The following is a 16522-nucleotide window of genomic DNA, read 5'->3' as shown; positions in this document are numbered from 1 at the left end:
GCTGACGCCTATCGAAAGGCCGTTCGCTGGGCATGCTGCGTGTAATCTCCCGCCGCTGCTCGACGCTCGCCACAACGTCGGCGGGCGGGCCTTCCGTTCTGAGTCCTCGGGAGGTAACACGCCATGCAGTCAGCCCCCACCCCGCCTTCGGCTCCCAGCCGCCGCGCTCTCCTCACCGGCCTCGGTCTGGCCGCCGCCGCCCCGCTCGCGCTCGGCGTCACCGCCCGCCCCGCACCCCTCGGCCATCCCGACCAGCCGGTCCAGGCCGGCCGGACGGTCCTGCTCCGCGGGGCCTCGCTGGTGCTCACCATGGACCCCTCCGTCGGCAGCGGCCCCCTCGGCGCCATCGAAAACGCCGACGTCCTGATGCAGAACGGCACCATCTCCGCCGTGGGCACGGCTCTCCAGGCGCCGCGCGGCGCCTGGGTGGTGGACGCCTCGGGCAAGCTGGCCATGCCGGGGTTCGTCGACACCCACACCCACCTCTGGCAGGCGGTGATCCGCGGCGGGTGTACCGACCGCGACCTGTTCGGCTGGTTCCAGGGGTGTACCGACCCCCAGCGCGGCCGGCTGACGCCGGCGGCCCTCCACAGCTTCGTGCGGCTCGCCGCCCTCGACGCCGTCCAGTCGGGCGTGACCACGCTGGTGGACTGGGTGGACATCTTCTCGTACGACCTCATCGAGAGCTACGTACGGGCCCTGGCGGGCACCGGGGTGCGGTTCGCCTACGCGATGTTCCCGCCCAAGCCCGACGCGGTGCTGGTCACGAAGGTGAAGAAGGAGCTCGTCGACCCGGTGCCGCTCGGTTCCTTCCAGGTCGCCACGCATGCGGCCCGCGCCGTCCAGGACCTCAACCGTGCGCACTGGGAAGCCGCGCAGGACATGGGAGTCATGCTCAACTCCCATGTCCTGGAACGCCCCGAGCAGCGCGCCGACGACCCCATCGGAGTCCTCACCGACATCGGCGCGCTCGGTCCGCGGCTCCTGATCAACCACGCGATCCACCTGACCGACGCCGAGATCGCCGCCGTCGCCGAGCACGACGTACGGGCGGCCCACTGTCCGCTGAGCAACATGCGGTTGGGCTCCGGCATCATGCGAATGTCCGAATTCGGACGGCGGGGCGTCAAGGTCGGGCTCGGCCTGGACGGCGGGACCAACGACAGCTCGGACTTCCACGCGCTGATGAAGACGGCCATCGGCCTGCAACGCGCCCGCACTACGGACGCCGGGGTCTTCCCACAGGTGCACGACGTCCTGCGGATGGCCACCCTGGGCGGCGCCGAGGCCCTCGGCATCGCCGACCGGGTGGGCTCCCTGCCCCCCGGCAAGCGGGCCGACCTCGTCGTCATCGACCCGGCCGCCCTGAACTTCGCACCGCGCTTCGACTGGGTCGGCCAGATCGTCTTCAACGGGCGCCCCGAGAACGTCGACGCCGTGTTCGTCGACGGCCGGGCGCTGAAGCTCGGCGGCCGGCTGGTCGAGGTCGACACGGACCGCGTCGTACGCGAGGCCGAGGCGGCCGCCACCCACCTCCGCGCGACCGCATAGGCCGCTCAGCAGGACGGGGGCGACGAGGTTCGTGGTGAGCTGGGCCTCGATCATCTCCCTCGTCAGGGTGCCGAGGGCGCCGACGCGCACGATACCGGCGTTGTTGACGAGCACGTCCAGTCGTCCGTGTGTCTTCAGCACCCCCTGGATGATCCGGTCGGGCTCGCCCTCGGCGGTCATGTCGGCGGCCAACGGCGTCACCCGGTCGTTCCCGGCGGCAGTCTCCTCGAGCGGTTCGGCCCGCCTCCCGATCGCGACCACGTGGGCGCCCTCGGCGGCGAAGGCGCGGGCGGTGGCCCGACCGATTCCTGTGCCGGCTCCGGTGACGAGGACGACCCTGCCGCTCTGCGATGCGTTGCTGCTCATGCCGCTCATCGTGCAACCCTGCCGCCAACGGCAAGGTCAACAGCCGGACATCGCAACGACCTGACCCGCCCGCCCGGGCGCCATAAGGTGCCTCGTAGGGATGATCACCGAGGACGGGGAGTGGGCGTGGGTGCAGCGGGGGGTGAGCGCCGGCGGCGGAGCGGGATCGTCGGGTACTGGCGGGCGGTGGAGTTGTTCAGTCCGCAGAAGGTACCGGCCTTATCCGTCCGGGAGCGCGTGTACGCGGCGGAGCCGGACGGCCCCATGCCCTGGGAGGCCGGGCATCCTGTGCGGTCCGTCCCGCTGGAGGCCGGGTACGGATGGCAGCACGTCGTCTACGGCGGGGCCTTCGCCCTCAGCGCCGTACGCGACACCCTGGTCCACGTCTTCGGTGGGAGCGCCGAAGACCACGACGGCCGGATGGACGGCGAGAGCGCGCTGTTCGCCCTGACCGTCACCGACGAGGGCCGCCTGCTCCTGGACTCCCCCGTCTTCTCCTCGTGCGCCTGGGCCACGGGCCGCGCGGTGGCGCCCGGCCCCGGCAGCCGTGGCTGGCTCGACGGGTTCGAGGTGGAGGCCGGAGCGTGGGGCAGCCGGGCCGCCGCGCTCGGCGGACCCGCCGCCACTCCGTCGTCCCCCGTGGAGCGTCAGGAGGACGAGGAGGCGCAATCCCCCGTCGGCCAGGGCGTGGTCACGGCCGGGCGTCTCCTGGAGTTCATGGACGAGCTGGCCGAGGCCTGGGGCGTCAGCGTCGCGCTCGACCCCGCCGGGGTGCGCGTCCGCAGCATCCCCGTACGGCTCGATCACGCGGGCGACACCGACCAGCAGGACTTCCTCAACAGCTTCATCGCCGCCGACCTCGAACGGGTGGCCGGCGCACTCGCCCAGAGCGATCCCGGCCCGGGGCTCGCCTCCTACCTCACTCCCGATGCCGCCTTCGACAAGACCCGTCGCGTCGACCTGCGCCTGAACCCCGCGGCCGCGCTCGCCGGCGTGACCCCCACCCGTACCCCCGCGGGCCGCTGGCCGGCGCAGGCCGTGCACCCGCTCGCGCTGAGCCAGCAGTTCGCCGTCAACGCCGTCCACACCGAGCTCGCCCCCACGGCCGGGATCTTCGCCGTCAACGGCCCGCCCGGCACCGGCAAGACGACCATGCTGCGCGACTGCTTCGCCGCGACGGTCGTCGAGCGGGCCCGTCGCCTGGCCGCCCTGCGCCTGCCGTCCGAAGCCTTCGCCAAGCAGGCCCCGTACGTCTGGAAGAGCGGCGACTACACACGTACGGTCACCCCGCTGCGGCCGGAGTTCACGGGCTTCGAGATGGTCGTCGCCTCGGCCAACAACGGCGCGGTGGAGAACATCTCCACCGAGATCCCCGCCCGCGGGGCGCTCGGCGAGCAGTGGCGGGAGGAGGCCGACTACTTTGCCGGGCAGGCGACCCGTCTCCTCAAGGGCGAGCCGGCGTGGGGTGCCGTGGCGGCGCGGCTGGGGAGCAAGAGGAACCGCCTGGAGTTCGTCAACCGGTTCTGGCACGGCAAGTACCGCCGGAGCGACTCGGGCGCCCCTCCCCCGCCGCCCGTGCCGTCGCAGGCCGACGGCGGTCGCCTCCGCACGCGCAACTCGTGGATCGACAGCGGCAGCGGGCTCTCCCACCTGCTGCGGCAGTGGCGCGACACCCCGCAGACGGGTGTGTGGCGCGAGGCGAAGCAGCGGTTCGAGGCGGCCCTGGCCGAGGTCGAGCGACTGCGTGACGAGCGGGCCGGCGCCGCCGCGGCGTACTCGGATCGGACAGCGGCGTACGAGGCCTTGCTGCGGGCTCGGTCGGGCGTGGCGCAGCACACGGCGGAGCTGGCTCGCGTACGGGAGTCGCTCCCGCCCGCCGAGGCGGCGCTCGCCCGGGCGCAGCAGGACCTGGCGGGCGCCGAGCGTACGCACCAGGCGCATCTGGCACGCCGGCCCGGCTTCACGGTGAGCCTGTTCACGCTGGGGCGGGCCGCGCGCAGTTGGCACGCGGACGAGGCCGGTGCCGCCGGCCTGGTCGCCGCCGCGCGAGGGGTGCGGGATGCGGCGCAGGCGCACGTGGACGGCGTACGGGCAACCGTGGGCGCGGTGGCGGCGGGCCTGCGCGCCCAGGAGCGGGCACAGGACACGGCGCGTGCCCGTGCAGCCCACCTCGATCGCGAGGCTGGTGGTGCGGAAGGCGACACCGCAGCCGCCCAGCGGCGCGCCGGTGGGCAGGTCGAGGAGCTCGCGCCTGCCGTCCCGACGAAGGAGGACGGGCGGCAGGTGCCCGGCCAGGGAGAGGTGACACTGGGCCGTGTGGGGGTCGTAGACCGCATAGACACAGGTCGCGATCGTGTCGAGACCCTCGGTGACGTGATCGAGATGGTGCAGAACCTGGGCCGGGTCCAGATCCAGATCGGCCAGCGTCCGGGTGGCGGTGCGCAGCTGGCCCATGCTGGCTGCGGCTCCCACGCCGCTGCCCATGACGTCGCCGACGACGAGGGCGGTCTTGTCGCGGCTCAGGGGGATCAGGTCGAACCAGTCCCCGCCGATCTCCATGGTGGCCTGGGCGGGGCGGTAGCGGGTGGCGACCTCCAGGCCCGGCCGCCGCGGTGGCGTGTGGGGCAGCAGGCTGCGCTGGAGGGTCAGGGCGGTGTGGCGCTGTTCCTCGACCGCCCGGTGGCGCTCGGTGACGTCCACGCTGGAGGTGGCCACGCCCAGCACGGTCCCGTTGGGGGCTTCGAGCCGGTAGAACGAGATCGACCAGGCGTGATCGTGATCCGGGTCGGCCGGAGTACGGCTGACGGTGTACTGGTCCACGATGGGAACGCCGGTGGCCAGAACCTCACGCATCGCGGCTTCGAAGGACGGGTCCACGGCCGGCAGCACCTCGTGAACGTGGCGGCCGATGTGCTCGGCCGCCGGCACCCCGTTGAGGCGCTCCTCTGCCGGGTTGACCGAGACGTACCGGAGGTCCGTGTCCAGTACGCCCAGTCCGACCGGCGACTGGGCCACCAGCCTGGCGGACAGCGCCAGGTCCCGTTCGACCTGCCGTACCGTCGCCTGGTCCGCGGCCAGGCCCAGGGCGTAGTACTCCTGCTGGGAGTCCAGCAGCCGCATGTTGCGGAATTCCACCATCCGTGTACTGCCGTCCTTGTGCCGGACGGGGAACGCTCCCACCCAGCTGCCCCCGCCTTCCATGACCTGGGCGAACATGCCCATCACGAGCGGCAGCTGCTCTTCTTGTACCAGCAGGCGGCCCGCGAACTCGCCGAGGGCCTCCTCGGCGGTGTAGCCGAACAGGTCCTCGGCCTGCGGGCTCCACAGGTCGATCCTGCCGTCGGCATCCAGGAGAACGGCGGCCACGCTGAGCACGTCGAGCAGGCCGCCCGGCCCGGACGCAGCGGTCGGCGCCCCGTCGGGATCGCCCCCCAAGGGCTCGATTGCACCCATCTCCGGGCTCTCCTTCCGGCCGCCGAAGGCTGCGGCCCTGGCTGCGGCCCCGTGCCGGGCAGTGATCACGTACCGGCGTCTGTGTTCCCAGCCATCTCATCGTCCCCCGCGACGGGACGCACGTGCACGCCACGCGGGCGGGGGACTGACCGTTCCGCCTCCCTCTCACGCCGTAGCGGCCGGGCAGCCCCGGTACATCGTCCAGCGAGACGTGCAGCGGGTGGTTACTGCACGGTGATGAGGAGGGGGAGTGTGCGCATGTCGTGGAAGACGGTGGTGCCAGGGCCCTCGAGCCGTTCGGCCGGGGTCAGGCCGCCGGCATAGCCGAAGGCGCGCATGCCGGCCGCGCGGGCGGCCTGGACGCCGGGCCGGCTGTCCTCGACCACCACGCAGGCGGCGGGATCGACTCCCAGATGCCGGGCGGCGTGCAGGAACAGGTCCGGGGCGGGCTTGCCCCGGGAGACTTCGGTGGCGCTGTAGATGCGGCCCGCGAAGCGTTCGTACAGGCCGGTGCGGCCCAGGGTGTGGCGCATCTTGTCGTGGGATCCGCTGGAGGCGGCACAAGTCGGCAAGGTGATCGCGTCGAGCGCCTCGGGCAATCCCTCGACGGGGGCGAGATCGGCGTCCACGGCTTCGCGGTGGAGCTGCTCGAACCGCTCCGACCAGATCGCGGCCGTCTCCTCGCCCAGCCGGGCGGCGACCTGCTCGCGAATGGACGCGTGCGAACGCCCGATGAACCGGTCGACGACCTCGTCCAGGGTCAGAGGCCAGCCGAGCTCTGCGCCCAGGGCGACCTGGACGCGGGCTGCGATGCGTTCGCTGTCGACCAGTACACCGTCGCAGTCGAATATGACGAGTTCAATCGGCTTGATCCCGGCAGCACAGGCGCTGCCGGTGTCCGCGCCGGCAGGGCCTTGGACGCCGATCCCCCATACGCCATCGCTCCCCCTCAGGGTGAGGGGAACGAGCGAATCGGGGACGGTGTCGGGTCGCGGGCGGCAGGATGGGCGCATGGACCGTGGGAATGTGGGGGCGGGCTGGTCCCGACCGATGGTGGTGCGGGTTCCCGTGGAGCCGGTGGAGGCCGCGGTGGAAGCCGACGCGGTCGACGCCGTGGCGCGTACCGCCAATGTCGTGGTGCGCGGCCCTCTGTTCGGGGTGGCGGCGCAGTACACGGGGGAATCGCAGTGGCGGGTGGTGCTCGCGGTGACGGACGGTTGCCCGCAGCAGGCGCGCGACGGGCTGAACTCCCGGTTGTGGTTCCGTGCGAAGGACGATGCGCGCGACAGGGCGGAGCGGCGCGTACTGCTGGCGGCGGTCGCCCGGCTGGAGAGCGAGCGCGTCGACGAACTCGACGTGGCGGGGACTCGGTACCGGGTCGTGCGGGCCGAGGAGTACGCGGGGGCCGGTCCGGGCGGTATCGAGCAGCCGCGTCCCACCGATCCTGAGCCCCTCTCCCCCGACTGGGACCGCGGAGCCAAGGGACCGGGGGTCGACGAGGGCCTGGTCCTGGACCCGGACGCGCCGGTCACCCCCACCCAGGCTCTTGAGCAGCTGGCCCTTCGGGGCCTGTGCTACACCGGGGAACGGTTCCCCGAAGACGTGCGCGCCGACGCGCTGCGGGCGCTGGACACCCACCCGGACGTCCTCCTGCTGCCCGCGACCTTCACGGTGGTCGAGCAGACCGCGAGCGGCTGGACCCCGGTCACAGGTCCGCACGCGAGTGCGCACGAAGCCCGCAAGTCATTGGACTTCGCCCTGACATGGATGTGGCCGCGGATGCGCGGCCACATCCCCCAGGACGCCGGTCCTCACACCGACGCCCGCACCTGGGCGGACGACGGCGAAGCGGGTGGGGCGTCGGACGGCCCGCGGCCCGCGGAGCTGGCCGCCTACGCCGAGGCCGCGGACGCCCTCCGGGCCGGGCGCGTCAATCAGCTGGAGTTCCAGGGCACCTCGTACCAGATCGTCCGTACCCGCCGCCTGCTGCGCTGGGGCCCCGACGGGCCCGAGGGCCCACGCCCGTCCGACGTCAACAGCCAGGACCCCGCGCGCATCCACCTTCCGCTGGACGAGGACGGCCGCGTCCTGCCCGAAGACTGACCCGCAGCCGTGCTACCCCGCGGTGGTCTCCTTCACCGCCCACGCCAGGTACTCCTCCGAGGCCTCCACGCTCGGCAGCACGATCCACTGCGGCACATCGTGCGGGTGCTGTTCGTGCACCCACGCCTTCAAGGCGGCGACCTTCCCGGTGGTCGTCTGGAAGGAGAGCCGGTACCCCCGCTCGTGCTGCACGGCGCCCTTCTCCCAGGAGAAGGTGGTCATCCGCGCGTCGATGTGCACGCCGGCCGTCAACCGGGCCTCCACGGCGGCCCGGCCTATGTCGTACGCCTTCCCCTCGTCGTTCACCGTCGTCTGCGCGATCACGATGTTCGCCACGCTGGTCCTCCTCGATCGGGTTCACCCGACCCTACCCACGCCGCGTCAGGGCACGGTCACCCGGGCGAGGGCCCAGGAGGTGTGGTCGAACGCCGTATTGGCCTTGGCGTCCTCGACGACCAGATACAGCAGCTTCACCCCGCGTACGTCGAGATCCACCTGCACGGGACCGCCCGCGCCGGTCAGTTTGCCGCTGGTGAAGAGCACCTTCCCGTCGCCCCTGACCGAGGCCTTCGTCGCGCCGGTGGCGGCCTGGTTCTTCGAGAAGTCGTCGATGCCGACGAGCGCGGTGAAGCGGTCCGCCGCTCCGCCGAGGTGGTGGACGATCTCGGAGGGCGCATGGACGCCGAGGCCCTTCGCGTACGTCACTCCGCCGAACGAGATGGGCGTACCGTCCCCGGCCGCGTTGCGCCCGTTGGACCGGTCGCGTTCCACCGGCCCCCAGCCGTTGATGGCCGACACCCATGCGAGATCGCTCAGATGGGAGTCGGCGGCCGGCGCCGGCGGGGCCGTGGAAACCCGTTCCGTGGCGGAGTGGCGCAGGGGCCCGGTCGGTGACTCGGCGGTGCCGTCGACGGTGAGCGGCCACTGCGTGCCGGCGGCGGCCGTCGCCGGCGGGGTGACCTTCCAGGTTTGACGGCCAAGGAGGACGGCTGGGTGGGGCGAGGCGCGCCGCTGACCCTGCGGGCCGGCCAGAGCGCCCACCACCGGGGCGAAGTCCCGCACCGATGTCGCCTGACGGGCCCGACCGCCGCCAACATCCCCCTCGACCGCATCGGGCGGGCGCTGCCCGAGCTCCGGCAGGCCGCCGGGCGCAAGGCGCTTCTCCTGGTGTGCTCCTCGGGCGCCCGCTCGGACGACGCCGCCGCCACTCTGGCCTCCCACGGCATCCCCGCGTCGAGCCTGAGCGGCGGCACCACGGCGTGGGCCGCCGAGGGCCACGGGCTGCAGTACCCGGCCGGCCGGCCGCGGGCCGTCCGGGCCATGGAGCGCCAGGTCCGCTTCACCGCGGGCGCCATCGTGCTGCTGGGCCTGGCCCTGGGCCTGTTCGTCCATCCGGCGTTCCAGCTGCTGTCCGCCGGGATCGCGGCCGGCCTGGTGTTCTGCGCCCTCACCAACACCTGCGGCATGGCGGTCGTCCTCGGCAGACCGCCGTTCAACCAGCGGGGGAAACAGCCCTGAAGCCCCGGCACCGCGCCGAAGATCCGCCGGGAGGCCGTCAGCCCTTCTTGCCGGCCTCCACCGCCTTGTTCGCGATGTCCTCCAGGACGGCCTTCGGGTCGCCGCCCGGTTCCACAGCGCGTCCGATGTTGCGCTTGATCGTGTCGCTGACCGTCACCCAGGACGGGTCGTTCACCGGGTAGAGCCGGGCGGTCCGCAGCGCGCTCAGGAAGTCCTCGTCAGTCTGGCTGAGGCCGCCGCCGGCCGGGGTGCGCGCGGCGGAGGCGGTGGACGGCAGCAGGTGGTACCGGCCGGCGAAGTCCGACAGGTTCTTGTCCTGGTAGACGAACTCCAGGAACTTTCCGATCTCGTCACGCCTGTCGTTCTGCTTGAAGGCCACCATCCAGTCGGCCACGCCCACGGTCGGCGGGCTCTCCCCCGAGCCGAGCGAGTCCGAGACCGGCATGGCGACGGTGCCGACGTCGATGCCCTTCGCGGCCGCCTCGTGGGCGAGCGACGGGTAGCCGTTGAGCATGCCGACCTCGCCGCGCAGGAACGCGGCGAAGGCGTCGGCGCGGTTCAACCGGGACGGCGGGGTGGGCCCGACCAGGCCGGGGGTCACCAGGTTGTCCTTGACCCACTGCCAGGTCCTGGTGTTCTGCTCGGAGTCCAGGCTGTACTTGCCGCTGTTGTCCGCGTAGCCACCGCCGTTGCTGAGCTCCCAGATCAACGCCTCGGCGTGCGCCTCCTCCGGGCCCAGGGGCATGGCGTACGGGTACTTCACGTCCTTGTCCTTGAGCGCCTTGGCGGCGGCCTTCAGTTCGGACCAGGTCTTGGGGGCCTTCTTGACGCCGGCCTTGGCGAAGAGCGCCTCGTTGTAGAACAGCAGACGGCTGCTCGCCACGAAGGGCAGTCCGTAGAGGCGGCTGTTGACGGTCCCCGCCTCGGCGAGCGGCTGCAGGAAGTTCGCCTCGGCTCCGACCGAGAGGAGCTCTTCCGCGGAATAGAGCTTCCCCTGGGCGGCGAAGTCCGAATAGGAGTCAGCCGTTCACCTGCGGTTGACGCCTCGCGAGCGTGAAAATCGGTACGGGGGCTGTCCGCCGACGCCGCTTGATGTTTGGGCTGTGAGCCCGCATAGGAGTCTGGTGAGGGAGCCGTCCGAGGGGCCGCACACTGTCGTCTCGAGCACGCCGTTCAGCTTCTCTGTCTCCCCTCAGGCTTCCCGGGCAGCCCCCGCCCGCACCTTGCGCAAGGGGAGGAAGACGATGGAGGAGTCCAGGGAGGACCACGACGACGGAAGTGTTGCCCGGGTCGCGGCGATCGACATCGCCAAGGCGTCCGGGATGGTGTGTCTGCGCGTCCCGCACGACACCATTGAAGGCCGGCGCGTCCAGCAGGTCTGGACGGTCGCGTCCACCACGAACGCGATCCTCGAGCTCGGCGACCGGCTGGTCTGCCAGGGTGTCCAGCGGGTGGTGATGGAGGCGACGGGCTCGTACTGGCGGCCCTTCTTCTACCTCTTGGAGGCCCGTGGCCTGGAATGTTGGCTGGTCAACGCCCGCGATGTGAAGAACGTCCCGGGCCGGCCGAAGACCGACAAGCTGGACGCGGTCTGGCTGGCCAAGCTCGCCGAACGCGGCATGGTCCGCGCTTCGTTCGTACCGCCCAAGCCGGTCCGGCAGCTACGGGACCTCACCCGCACCCGCACGGTCTTCATCCAGGAACGCACCCGGCACAAGCACCGGGTGGACAAGGCCCTGCAGGACGCGCAGATCAAGCTGTCCGACGTTGTCTCGGACCTCTTCGGCCTCTCCGGCCGGGCCATGCTCGACGCCCTGGCCGCCGGTGAACGCAACCCCCGAGCTCTGGCGGATCTCGCCAAGGGGAGCCTGGTGAAGAAGAAGCCGGCCCTGGCCGAGGCACTCACCGGGCAGTTCGAAGAACATCACGGCCGCCTGCTGGGAGTGTTGCTGGGCACCATCGACCACCTCACCGCGCAGGTCCGGGAACTCGACCGGCTGATCGCCGACCTCATGGAACAGACCAGGGCCCCGCACGACGGCACCGGAACCGGACCGCCCCGCACAGACGACACCAGCACGTCGTCAGCCCGTGACGCTGTGACCGCGCGGGAACTGGCCGAGCGTCTGGACGCGGTCCCCGGCATCGGACCGGCCACCGCCCAGATCATCCTCGCCGAGATCGGCTTGGACATGAGCCGCTTCCCCACCCCCGAGCACCTGGTCTCCTGGGCGAAGCTGTGCCCCCGCACGATCCAGTCCGGAGCGAAGAACACCACCGGCCCAGCCGGCAAAGGCAACCCCTGGCTCAAGGGCGCCCTCGGCGAGGCCGCCAACGCCGCCGCCCGCACCGACACCTTCCTCGGCGCCCGCTACCGCAGGATCGTCAAACGCCGCGGCCACGCCAAAGCCCTCGTCGCCGTCGCCCGCTCGATACTCGTCATCACCTGGCACCTGATCAACGACCCCGACGCCCGCTACCAGGAACTCGGCGCCGACTGGCACCAGCGACATCTCAACCCCGCCCGCAAGACCCGCGACCTCGTCCGCCAGCTCCAGGCCCTCGGCCACCAGGTCACCCTCGCCGCCCCCACTACTGCGGCCTGACCGCACTCCTCGTTCCCGACGTCCGTCCCGCTCCGCGGAACGGACGCTGCCGCCTGCCCGGCTGAGGTTCGATTTTCCGTTCAGCCCATGAGCGCCACATCGGGCGCCTTGCCCGCCTTCACCATCCGGGAGACCTCACGGTCGATGTCGGCCCACGGCAGCAGCTGGACCTCGACCTTGATACCGGGGTTGGCGGCGGTGAAGTCGCCGGTCGCCTTGTCCCAGTAGGCCTTGGAACTGGTGGCCGGGGTGTCGCCGTACTCGGCGGCCACCAGGCGGAGCGTTCCGCCGTCACCCGCGCCGTCGTCCGAACTGCCGCATCCGGACAGTGGTATCAGCAGGCCGAGCACGACCGCGGTGGCGGCCGCGCCGAAGATCTTTCGTCGCACGGGTTCGTTCCCCTGATGTCGCTTGGATGTCGCTGCTCATGGCACTCCCGGCCGAGGGCGGGTGCCCTGCGGCCCGGTGGCCGGAATCATCTCCTGATGTTGGAGTTATTGATTCCACTCTCGGATCAGGTGTGGCCGATGATCCAGTCGACGGCTTTCCCCCTTGTGGCTTCCGACATGCGGCGAGCCCTTCCTACGCGCGTAGAGAGGCAAAAGCCCAGAGCCGCCGTCTCCGCCGAGGGCGAGGACGGCGGCCGACACAGTCAGGCGAGGGTGCTCCAGGACGAAGGCCGGGGCGAGTTGGACCAGGGTCGGGGCCGAGGGAGATCCGCCGCGGTGTGACCGGGCTCGAAGAACCACCGGCTCGCGGTGCGTCACCCGTGTTCGTTGACGCCGTCCACGACGAGCGCGACGCCGATGCCGAGCAGCCAGACGTCCTTGGCCAGCGCGATCCCCTGCTCGGTGGGGCGCAGGCTGCCTTCCTGCCGCATGCCCGGCGTACGCAGGTAGAGCCCGAGGGTGCCGACGGAGAACGCGGTCACCGCAGCCCCGGCGACAACGGCCGGAACGAACGGCACGAGCAGCGCGGCGGCGATGGCGAGCTCCCCCGAGGCGAGCAGCCGGACGAACTTCTGGGCGTCCTGCTCGCCCAGGAACGGGTAGGTGTGAGTGGCGAACTGGTGCAGTCCCTCAGCGGTTTCCTCGTCCGCGCCCAGCTTCGAAACACCGGAGTTCAGGAAGAACGTGCCGGCCGTCAGCCTGAGCGGAAGCTGCCTCGCCACGGAACTCCAAGCCGTACAGGATGCCATCCGGAACCTCCCAAGATTGACCCCACCTACAACCCTGCCACCCCTTGGAACCCTGTCAAACGGGCGTCGGTCGCCCCAGCTGTGCGCGCACCTCTGACCAGGCCAGGAGCCTGTTTCGGGTCGAGTCAAAGCTCGACGCGCGCGAGCCAGTCGGCGAGGAGGGCGCGCAGGAGTTCCGGTCGCTCGTGGGGCAGGGCGTGGCCCGCGTCGTCGACGACGGCGAGCGAGGCGTGCGGGTAGTGGTCGACGAGGTCGACGGCTGCGGCGTACCCGACCGTCGAGTCCAGCCGCCCCGCCACGACCGCTGTCGGACCCGCGTAGGCCGGCGCGTGATCGGGGGTCAGCGCCCACCGTTCGCCGATCCGTTCGAGCGCCGCCTGGTCGACGAGCGCGGCGGCCGGGGCGACGTACCGCTCGTACCGTTCGAGCATCTCCGGTGTCTGGATCACGAAGTAGCTCCGGAAGACGTCGTCACCGATCTCGCCCGATCCGGTGACGACGCGGTGCTCCGGGACGTCCCGGAGTCTCGGCAGCAACGGACAGACGAGCGCCAGGCCGGCGACCTGCGCCCGGCCCCTCGCGGCCATCGCCTGCGCGTAGTACGCACCCGCCGAGTGACCAACCAGGAGGTACGCGGTCCCGCCCGTGACCTCGTCGGCGAAGTCGAGCAGCGTGTCGAGTACGTCGTCGGCGCTGCGCAGCGTCCCGGGAGCGGTGGTCCGGCCCATGCCGGGGAGGTCGGGATAGATCCGCCGCAGCCCCGCGACGCCGTCGAGAGCCGGCTCGAAGCAGGCCTCGGCCTCGCGGTGGTCGACGCCGGAGCCGTGGAGCACCAGCACGGGTCGACCGGTCCCGTGCTCCACGTAGTGGACCACCACCCGGCCCACTCGGATCTCCATCCCCGCATGCTAGCCGTGCCGGGGCGGCGCGAGGCCTCGTCCCGGTTCGGTTTCGCGCCACCCCCCACCCGGGCTCATCCGCGGGAGAAAAGGTTCCGGGGAGGATGTCGAGAACCCGAGACCGGCTCCGTCCCTGCAGTGAACGCGACCACAATGGGTCGCACAGCACCGAGGAGAAACACGATGGCCAAGTACCTGCTGCTCAAGCACTACCGCGGCGCTCCGGCTGCGGTCAACGACGTGCCCATGGACCAATGGACGCCGGAGGAGATCTCGGCCCACTGTCAGTACATGGTCGACTTCGCGGCCCGGCTCGAGGGGACCGGCGAGTTCGTCGACGGTCAGGCACTCGCCCCCGAGGGGACGTTCGTCCGGTACGACGGCGAGGGGCGCCCGCCGGTCACCGACGGCCCGTTCGCCGAGACCAAGGACCTCATCGCCGGCTGGATGGTGATCGACGTCGACAGCTACGAGCGCGCCCTCGAGCTGGCCGGGGAACTGTCGGCCGCCCCCGGCGCGGGCGGAAAGCCGATCCACGAGTGGCTGGAGGTGCGCCCGTTCCTGGCCGCGCCGCCCACCATCACGGAGTGACCTCCCGATGAACGACGTGAACCCGGTGAACGAGGCCCTGCTCCGGAGCTTCACGCCGAGCGTGCTCGGCATCCTCGTCCGCCGCGGAGCCGACTTCGCGGCGGCCGAGGACGCCGTACAGGACGCGCTGCTGGAGGCCGTCCGCGTCTGGCCGGACGACCTGCCGCGGGACCCGAGGGCCTGGCTGGTCACCGTGGCCTGGCGCCGGTTCCTCGACGCGACCCGCTCGGACGCCGCCCGGCGCCGACGTGAGGACCTCGTCGACGAGGAGCCGGCGCCCGGTCCGGCGCCCGAGACGGACGACACGCTCCAGCTCTACTTCCTGTGCGCCCACCCGTCGCTCACGCCGTCGTCCGCGGTGGCGCTCACGCTGCGCGCCGTCGGCGGCCTGACCACCCGCCAGATCGCCCAGGCCTACCTGGTGCCCGAGGCGACCATGGCGCAGCGCATCAGCCGGGCCAAGCGCACCGTCTCGGGCGTGCGGTTCGATCAGCCCGGCGACGTCGCCACCGTGCTGCGCGTCCTCTACCTGGTCTTCAACGAGGGCTACTCCGGCGACGTCGACCTCGCCGCCGAGGCCATCCGGCTCACCCGGCAGCTCGCGGCCGCGATCGACCACCCCGAGGTGGCGGGGCTGCTCGCCCTCATGCTGCTCCACCATGCCCGGCGCGCCGCCCGGACCGCGTCCGACGGCAGCCTGGTGCGGCTCGCCGAGCAGGACCGCGGCCGGTGGGACACCAGGTTGATCGCCGAGGGCGTCGGGATCCTGCAGACGGCCCTCGCCCGCGACCGGCTGGGCGAGTTCCAGGCCCAGGCCGCCATCGCGGCCCTGCACGCCGACGCGCCCGCCGCCGAGGAGACCGACTGGGTGCAGATCGTCGAGTGGTACGACGAGCTCGCGCGCCTGACCGACAACCCGGTCGTCCGGCTCAACCGCGCGGTGGCCGTGGGCGAGGCCGACGGGCCACGCGCCGGCCTGGCGGCGCTCGCGGCGCTGGACGACTCACTGCCCCGCCACGCCGCGGTGGCGGCGTACCTCCACGAGCGCGACGGCGACCTGGTGACGGCGGCGCGCCTGTACGCCGAGGCGGCCCTGAAGGCCCCCAACACCGCCGAGCGCGACCACCTGACGCGGCAGGCCGCCCGGCTCAACGCCCGCCGGAGTCACTGACCGACGCGGATCGGTACCGGATCAACAGACGTCGCGAACGTACCTCTTGTCGGCGACGCGTTGCTGTTCGCCGAAGAAGAGCCAGTTGATCCCGGCGCCCTCGGCGGCGAGGCGGCGGATGCCCGTGCCGTTGTCCCGTACGAGCAGGCGCACCGTCCCCGCGGGCCTGCTCACCCCTTCGCCTTGTCGGGGCGTTGTCCATCCGTGCCGGCACCCATATGCCGCCCCTGCTGTGAAGTGGCACGATGAGCCCGCGCCGGAGCGGATCCTGCCTCGCATCCACCCGGCGCCGCACCGCAGTCGAGCACAGGGCAAGGGGGGACAGAGCTGTGCCTGCTCCACGGATGAGCACCACACCGCTGCCCGGCATCGGGGTCCAGTACGACCTCACCACCCGCGAGCACCGGCACCTGTCGGTCGTCGCGCACCGGGACGGCACCCGGACCGTGAACGTCTACCGGGCTGACGACCCCGATGCCTGTGCGCAGTCCCTGCACCTGACGGGTGCGGAGACGGCCTCGTTCATCGACGCGCTCATGCCCGCGCACCACAGCCCCAACGTTCTCCACACCACCGATCTAGGTCTGGTGGCCGAGCGGATCGAGCCGTCCGGACACTCTTCTTCGGCCTCCACACCTACCCGGCCAGCATCCCGCCGGTCCTGCTCCCCGCACTCGCGCTGGCCGTGGTCACCGCGCTCACGAAGATCGCCACCGGCTACTGGGCCGCCAAGCGGGCCGGGACAGGCGTCAAGGGGCGCTGGCGTGCCGGCGGCACGCTGGTCGCGCGGGGCGAGTTCTCCATCGTCATCGCCGGCCTGGCCGTCACCGCAGGGATCGAACCGGCACTGGGACCCCTGGCCACCGCCTACGTCCTGCTCCTCGTCGTGATCGGGCCGCTCACGGCCCGCTACACGCAACCCGTGGCCGCCCGGATCACCCGGCGCCGCACGCGCAGCGCACCCGTGCTGACCGCCGTGCCCTCCCCCGCGAAGTCCCCTGAAGCGGCCCGGGACCAGGATCCGGCCGGCCGCACGTGAGGCCGGCCGCACGTGAGCACCGCGGCG

General features: G+C 72.0%; 13 protein-coding genes and 5 pseudogenes. 8 read left to right on the top strand and 10 right to left on the bottom strand.

The window, feature by feature from the left end; translation table 11 throughout:
• Positions 1-123: 123 nt before the first annotated feature.
• Positions 124-1551 (top strand): amidohydrolase family protein, encoded by a 1428-nt coding sequence (locus OG332_RS46010; RefSeq protein ID WP_327419028.1) that lies wholly within the window; start codon positions 124-126, stop codon positions 1549-1551.
• A gap of 3 nt (positions 1552-1554) precedes the next feature.
• On the opposite strand, the pseudogene OG332_RS46005 reads toward OG332_RS46010, so the two are convergent.
• The 3 genes and pseudogenes from OG332_RS46005 to OG332_RS45995 all read right to left on the bottom strand — a co-directional run.
• Positions 1555-1926, bottom strand: a pseudogene (locus OG332_RS46005) (SDR family NAD(P)-dependent oxidoreductase); the annotation flags it as partial.
• A gap of 2154 nt (positions 1927-4080) precedes the next feature.
• A pseudogene (locus OG332_RS46000) lies at positions 4081-5370 on the bottom strand (PAS domain-containing protein); the annotation flags it as partial.
• A 224-nt stretch (positions 5371-5594) separates the two neighbouring features.
• The gene (locus tag OG332_RS45995; protein ID WP_327419027.1) at positions 5595-6383 is read right to left on the bottom strand and encodes an HAD family hydrolase; all 789 of its coding nucleotides are present in this window, start codon (positions 6381-6383) and stop codon (positions 5595-5597) included.
• Here OG332_RS45995 and OG332_RS45990 point away from each other — a divergent pair.
• Complete coding sequence (locus OG332_RS45990) at positions 6382-7473, top strand: DUF5954 family protein (protein ID WP_327419026.1); 1092 nt, start codon at positions 6382-6384, stop codon at positions 7471-7473. The two genes, OG332_RS45995 and OG332_RS45990, sit on opposite strands and share 2 nt — an antisense overlap.
• Positions 7474-7485: 12 nt before the next feature.
• Here the strand turns inward: OG332_RS45990 and cutA are convergent, their stop codons facing one another.
• Entirely contained in the window at positions 7486-7809 is a 324-nt protein-coding gene (gene cutA, locus OG332_RS45985; RefSeq protein WP_327419025.1) for a divalent-cation tolerance protein CutA, read from the bottom strand.
• A 45-nt stretch (positions 7810-7854) separates the two neighbouring features.
• Complete coding sequence (locus OG332_RS45980; protein WP_327419024.1) at positions 7855-8514, bottom strand: NPCBM/NEW2 domain-containing protein; 660 nt, start codon at positions 8512-8514, stop codon at positions 7855-7857.
• Between OG332_RS45980 and OG332_RS45975 the strand changes: the two genes are divergently transcribed.
• A complete protein-coding gene (locus OG332_RS45975; protein WP_327419023.1) occupies positions 8443-8991 on the top strand; it encodes a rhodanese-like domain-containing protein in 549 nt (182 codons plus the stop codon). The two genes, OG332_RS45980 and OG332_RS45975, sit on opposite strands and share 72 nt — an antisense overlap.
• A 37-nt stretch (positions 8992-9028) precedes the next feature.
• On the opposite strand, the pseudogene OG332_RS45970 reads toward OG332_RS45975, so the two are convergent.
• Positions 9029-9934 (bottom strand): annotated as a pseudogene (locus OG332_RS45970) (extracellular solute-binding protein); the annotation flags it as partial.
• Between the two features lie 301 nt (positions 9935-10235).
• On the opposite strand from OG332_RS45970, the gene OG332_RS45965 reads away from it, so the two are divergent.
• Entirely contained in the window at positions 10236-11597 is a 1362-nt protein-coding gene (locus OG332_RS45965) for an IS110 family transposase (RefSeq protein ID WP_327411792.1), read from the top strand.
• 80 nt (positions 11598-11677) lie between these two features.
• Here OG332_RS45965 and OG332_RS45960 read toward each other — a convergent pair whose 3' ends face one another.
• The 3 genes from OG332_RS45960 to OG332_RS45950 all read right to left on the bottom strand — a co-directional run bounded on the left by OG332_RS45960 (position 11678) and on the right by OG332_RS45950 (position 13694).
• Positions 11678-11986: an extracellular solute-binding protein gene (locus tag OG332_RS45960; protein ID WP_327419022.1), complete on the bottom strand. Its 309-nt coding sequence runs from the start codon at positions 11984-11986 to the stop codon at positions 11678-11680.
• 374 nt (positions 11987-12360) lie between these two features.
• A complete protein-coding gene (locus OG332_RS45955) occupies positions 12361-12795 on the bottom strand; it encodes a hypothetical protein (RefSeq protein ID WP_327419021.1) in 435 nt (144 codons plus the stop codon).
• Positions 12796-12920: 125 nt separating this feature from the next.
• A complete protein-coding gene (locus OG332_RS45950) occupies positions 12921-13694 on the bottom strand; it encodes an alpha/beta fold hydrolase (protein ID WP_327419020.1) in 774 nt (257 codons plus the stop codon).
• Positions 13695-13877: 183 nt separating this feature from the next.
• Between OG332_RS45950 and OG332_RS45945 the strand changes: the two genes are divergently transcribed.
• On the top strand, positions 13878-14285 hold the full coding sequence (locus tag OG332_RS45945; RefSeq protein ID WP_327419019.1) for a YciI family protein: 408 nt from the start codon (positions 13878-13880) through the stop codon (positions 14283-14285).
• Positions 14286-14310: 25 nt separating this feature from the next.
• On the top strand, positions 14311-15456 hold the full coding sequence (locus OG332_RS45940; protein WP_327419570.1) for an RNA polymerase sigma factor: 1146 nt from the start codon (positions 14311-14313) through the stop codon (positions 15454-15456).
• 21 nt (positions 15457-15477) lie between these two features.
• On the opposite strand, the gene OG332_RS45935 is transcribed toward OG332_RS45940, so the two are convergent.
• Positions 15478-15630: a hypothetical protein gene (locus OG332_RS45935; protein WP_327419018.1), complete on the bottom strand. Its 153-nt coding sequence runs from the start codon at positions 15628-15630 to the stop codon at positions 15478-15480.
• Between the two features lie 155 nt (positions 15631-15785).
• On the opposite strand from OG332_RS45935, the pseudogene OG332_RS45930 reads away from it, so the two are divergent.
• Positions 15786-16076, top strand: a pseudogene (locus tag OG332_RS45930) (potassium transporter TrkA); the annotation flags it as partial.
• Positions 16061-16495 (top strand): annotated as a pseudogene (locus OG332_RS45925) (cation:proton antiporter domain-containing protein); the annotation flags it as partial. The pseudogenes OG332_RS45930 and OG332_RS45925, both read left to right, overlap by 16 nt.
• Positions 16496-16522: the final 27 nt, after the last annotated feature.

The sequence above is a fragment of the Streptomyces sp. NBC_01233 genome (assembly GCF_035989305.1).
Taxonomy (GTDB): Bacteria; Actinomycetota; Actinomycetes; order Streptomycetales; family Streptomycetaceae; genus Streptomyces.
Note: the sequence above shows the minus strand (reverse complement) of the source record. Positions and strands in the feature narration are given on the sequence as shown.

Bases quoted from the DNA above. Each gene is read 5' to 3' on its own strand.
- OG332_RS45950 (WP_327419020.1), bottom strand. From the start codon at position 13,694: ATGGAGATCCGAGTGGGCCGGGTGGTGGTCCACTACGTGGAGCACGGG.
- OG332_RS46010 (WP_327419028.1), top strand. From the start codon at position 124: ATGCAGTCAGCCCCCACCCCGCCTTCGGCTCCCAGCCGCCGCGCTCTC.
- OG332_RS45945 (WP_327419019.1), top strand. From the start codon at position 13,878: ATGGCCAAGTACCTGCTGCTCAAGCACTACCGCGGCGCTCCGGCTGCG.
- OG332_RS45955 (WP_327419021.1), bottom strand. From the start codon at position 12,795: ATGGCATCCTGTACGGCTTGGAGTTCCGTGGCGAGGCAGCTTCCGCTC.
- OG332_RS45995 (WP_327419027.1), bottom strand. From the start codon at position 6,383: ATGCGCCCATCCTGCCGCCCGCGACCCGACACCGTCCCCGATTCGCTC.
- OG332_RS45965 (WP_327411792.1), top strand. From the start codon at position 10,236: ATGGAGGAGTCCAGGGAGGACCACGACGACGGAAGTGTTGCCCGGGTC.
- OG332_RS45990 (WP_327419026.1), top strand. From the start codon at position 6,382: ATGGACCGTGGGAATGTGGGGGCGGGCTGGTCCCGACCGATGGTGGTG.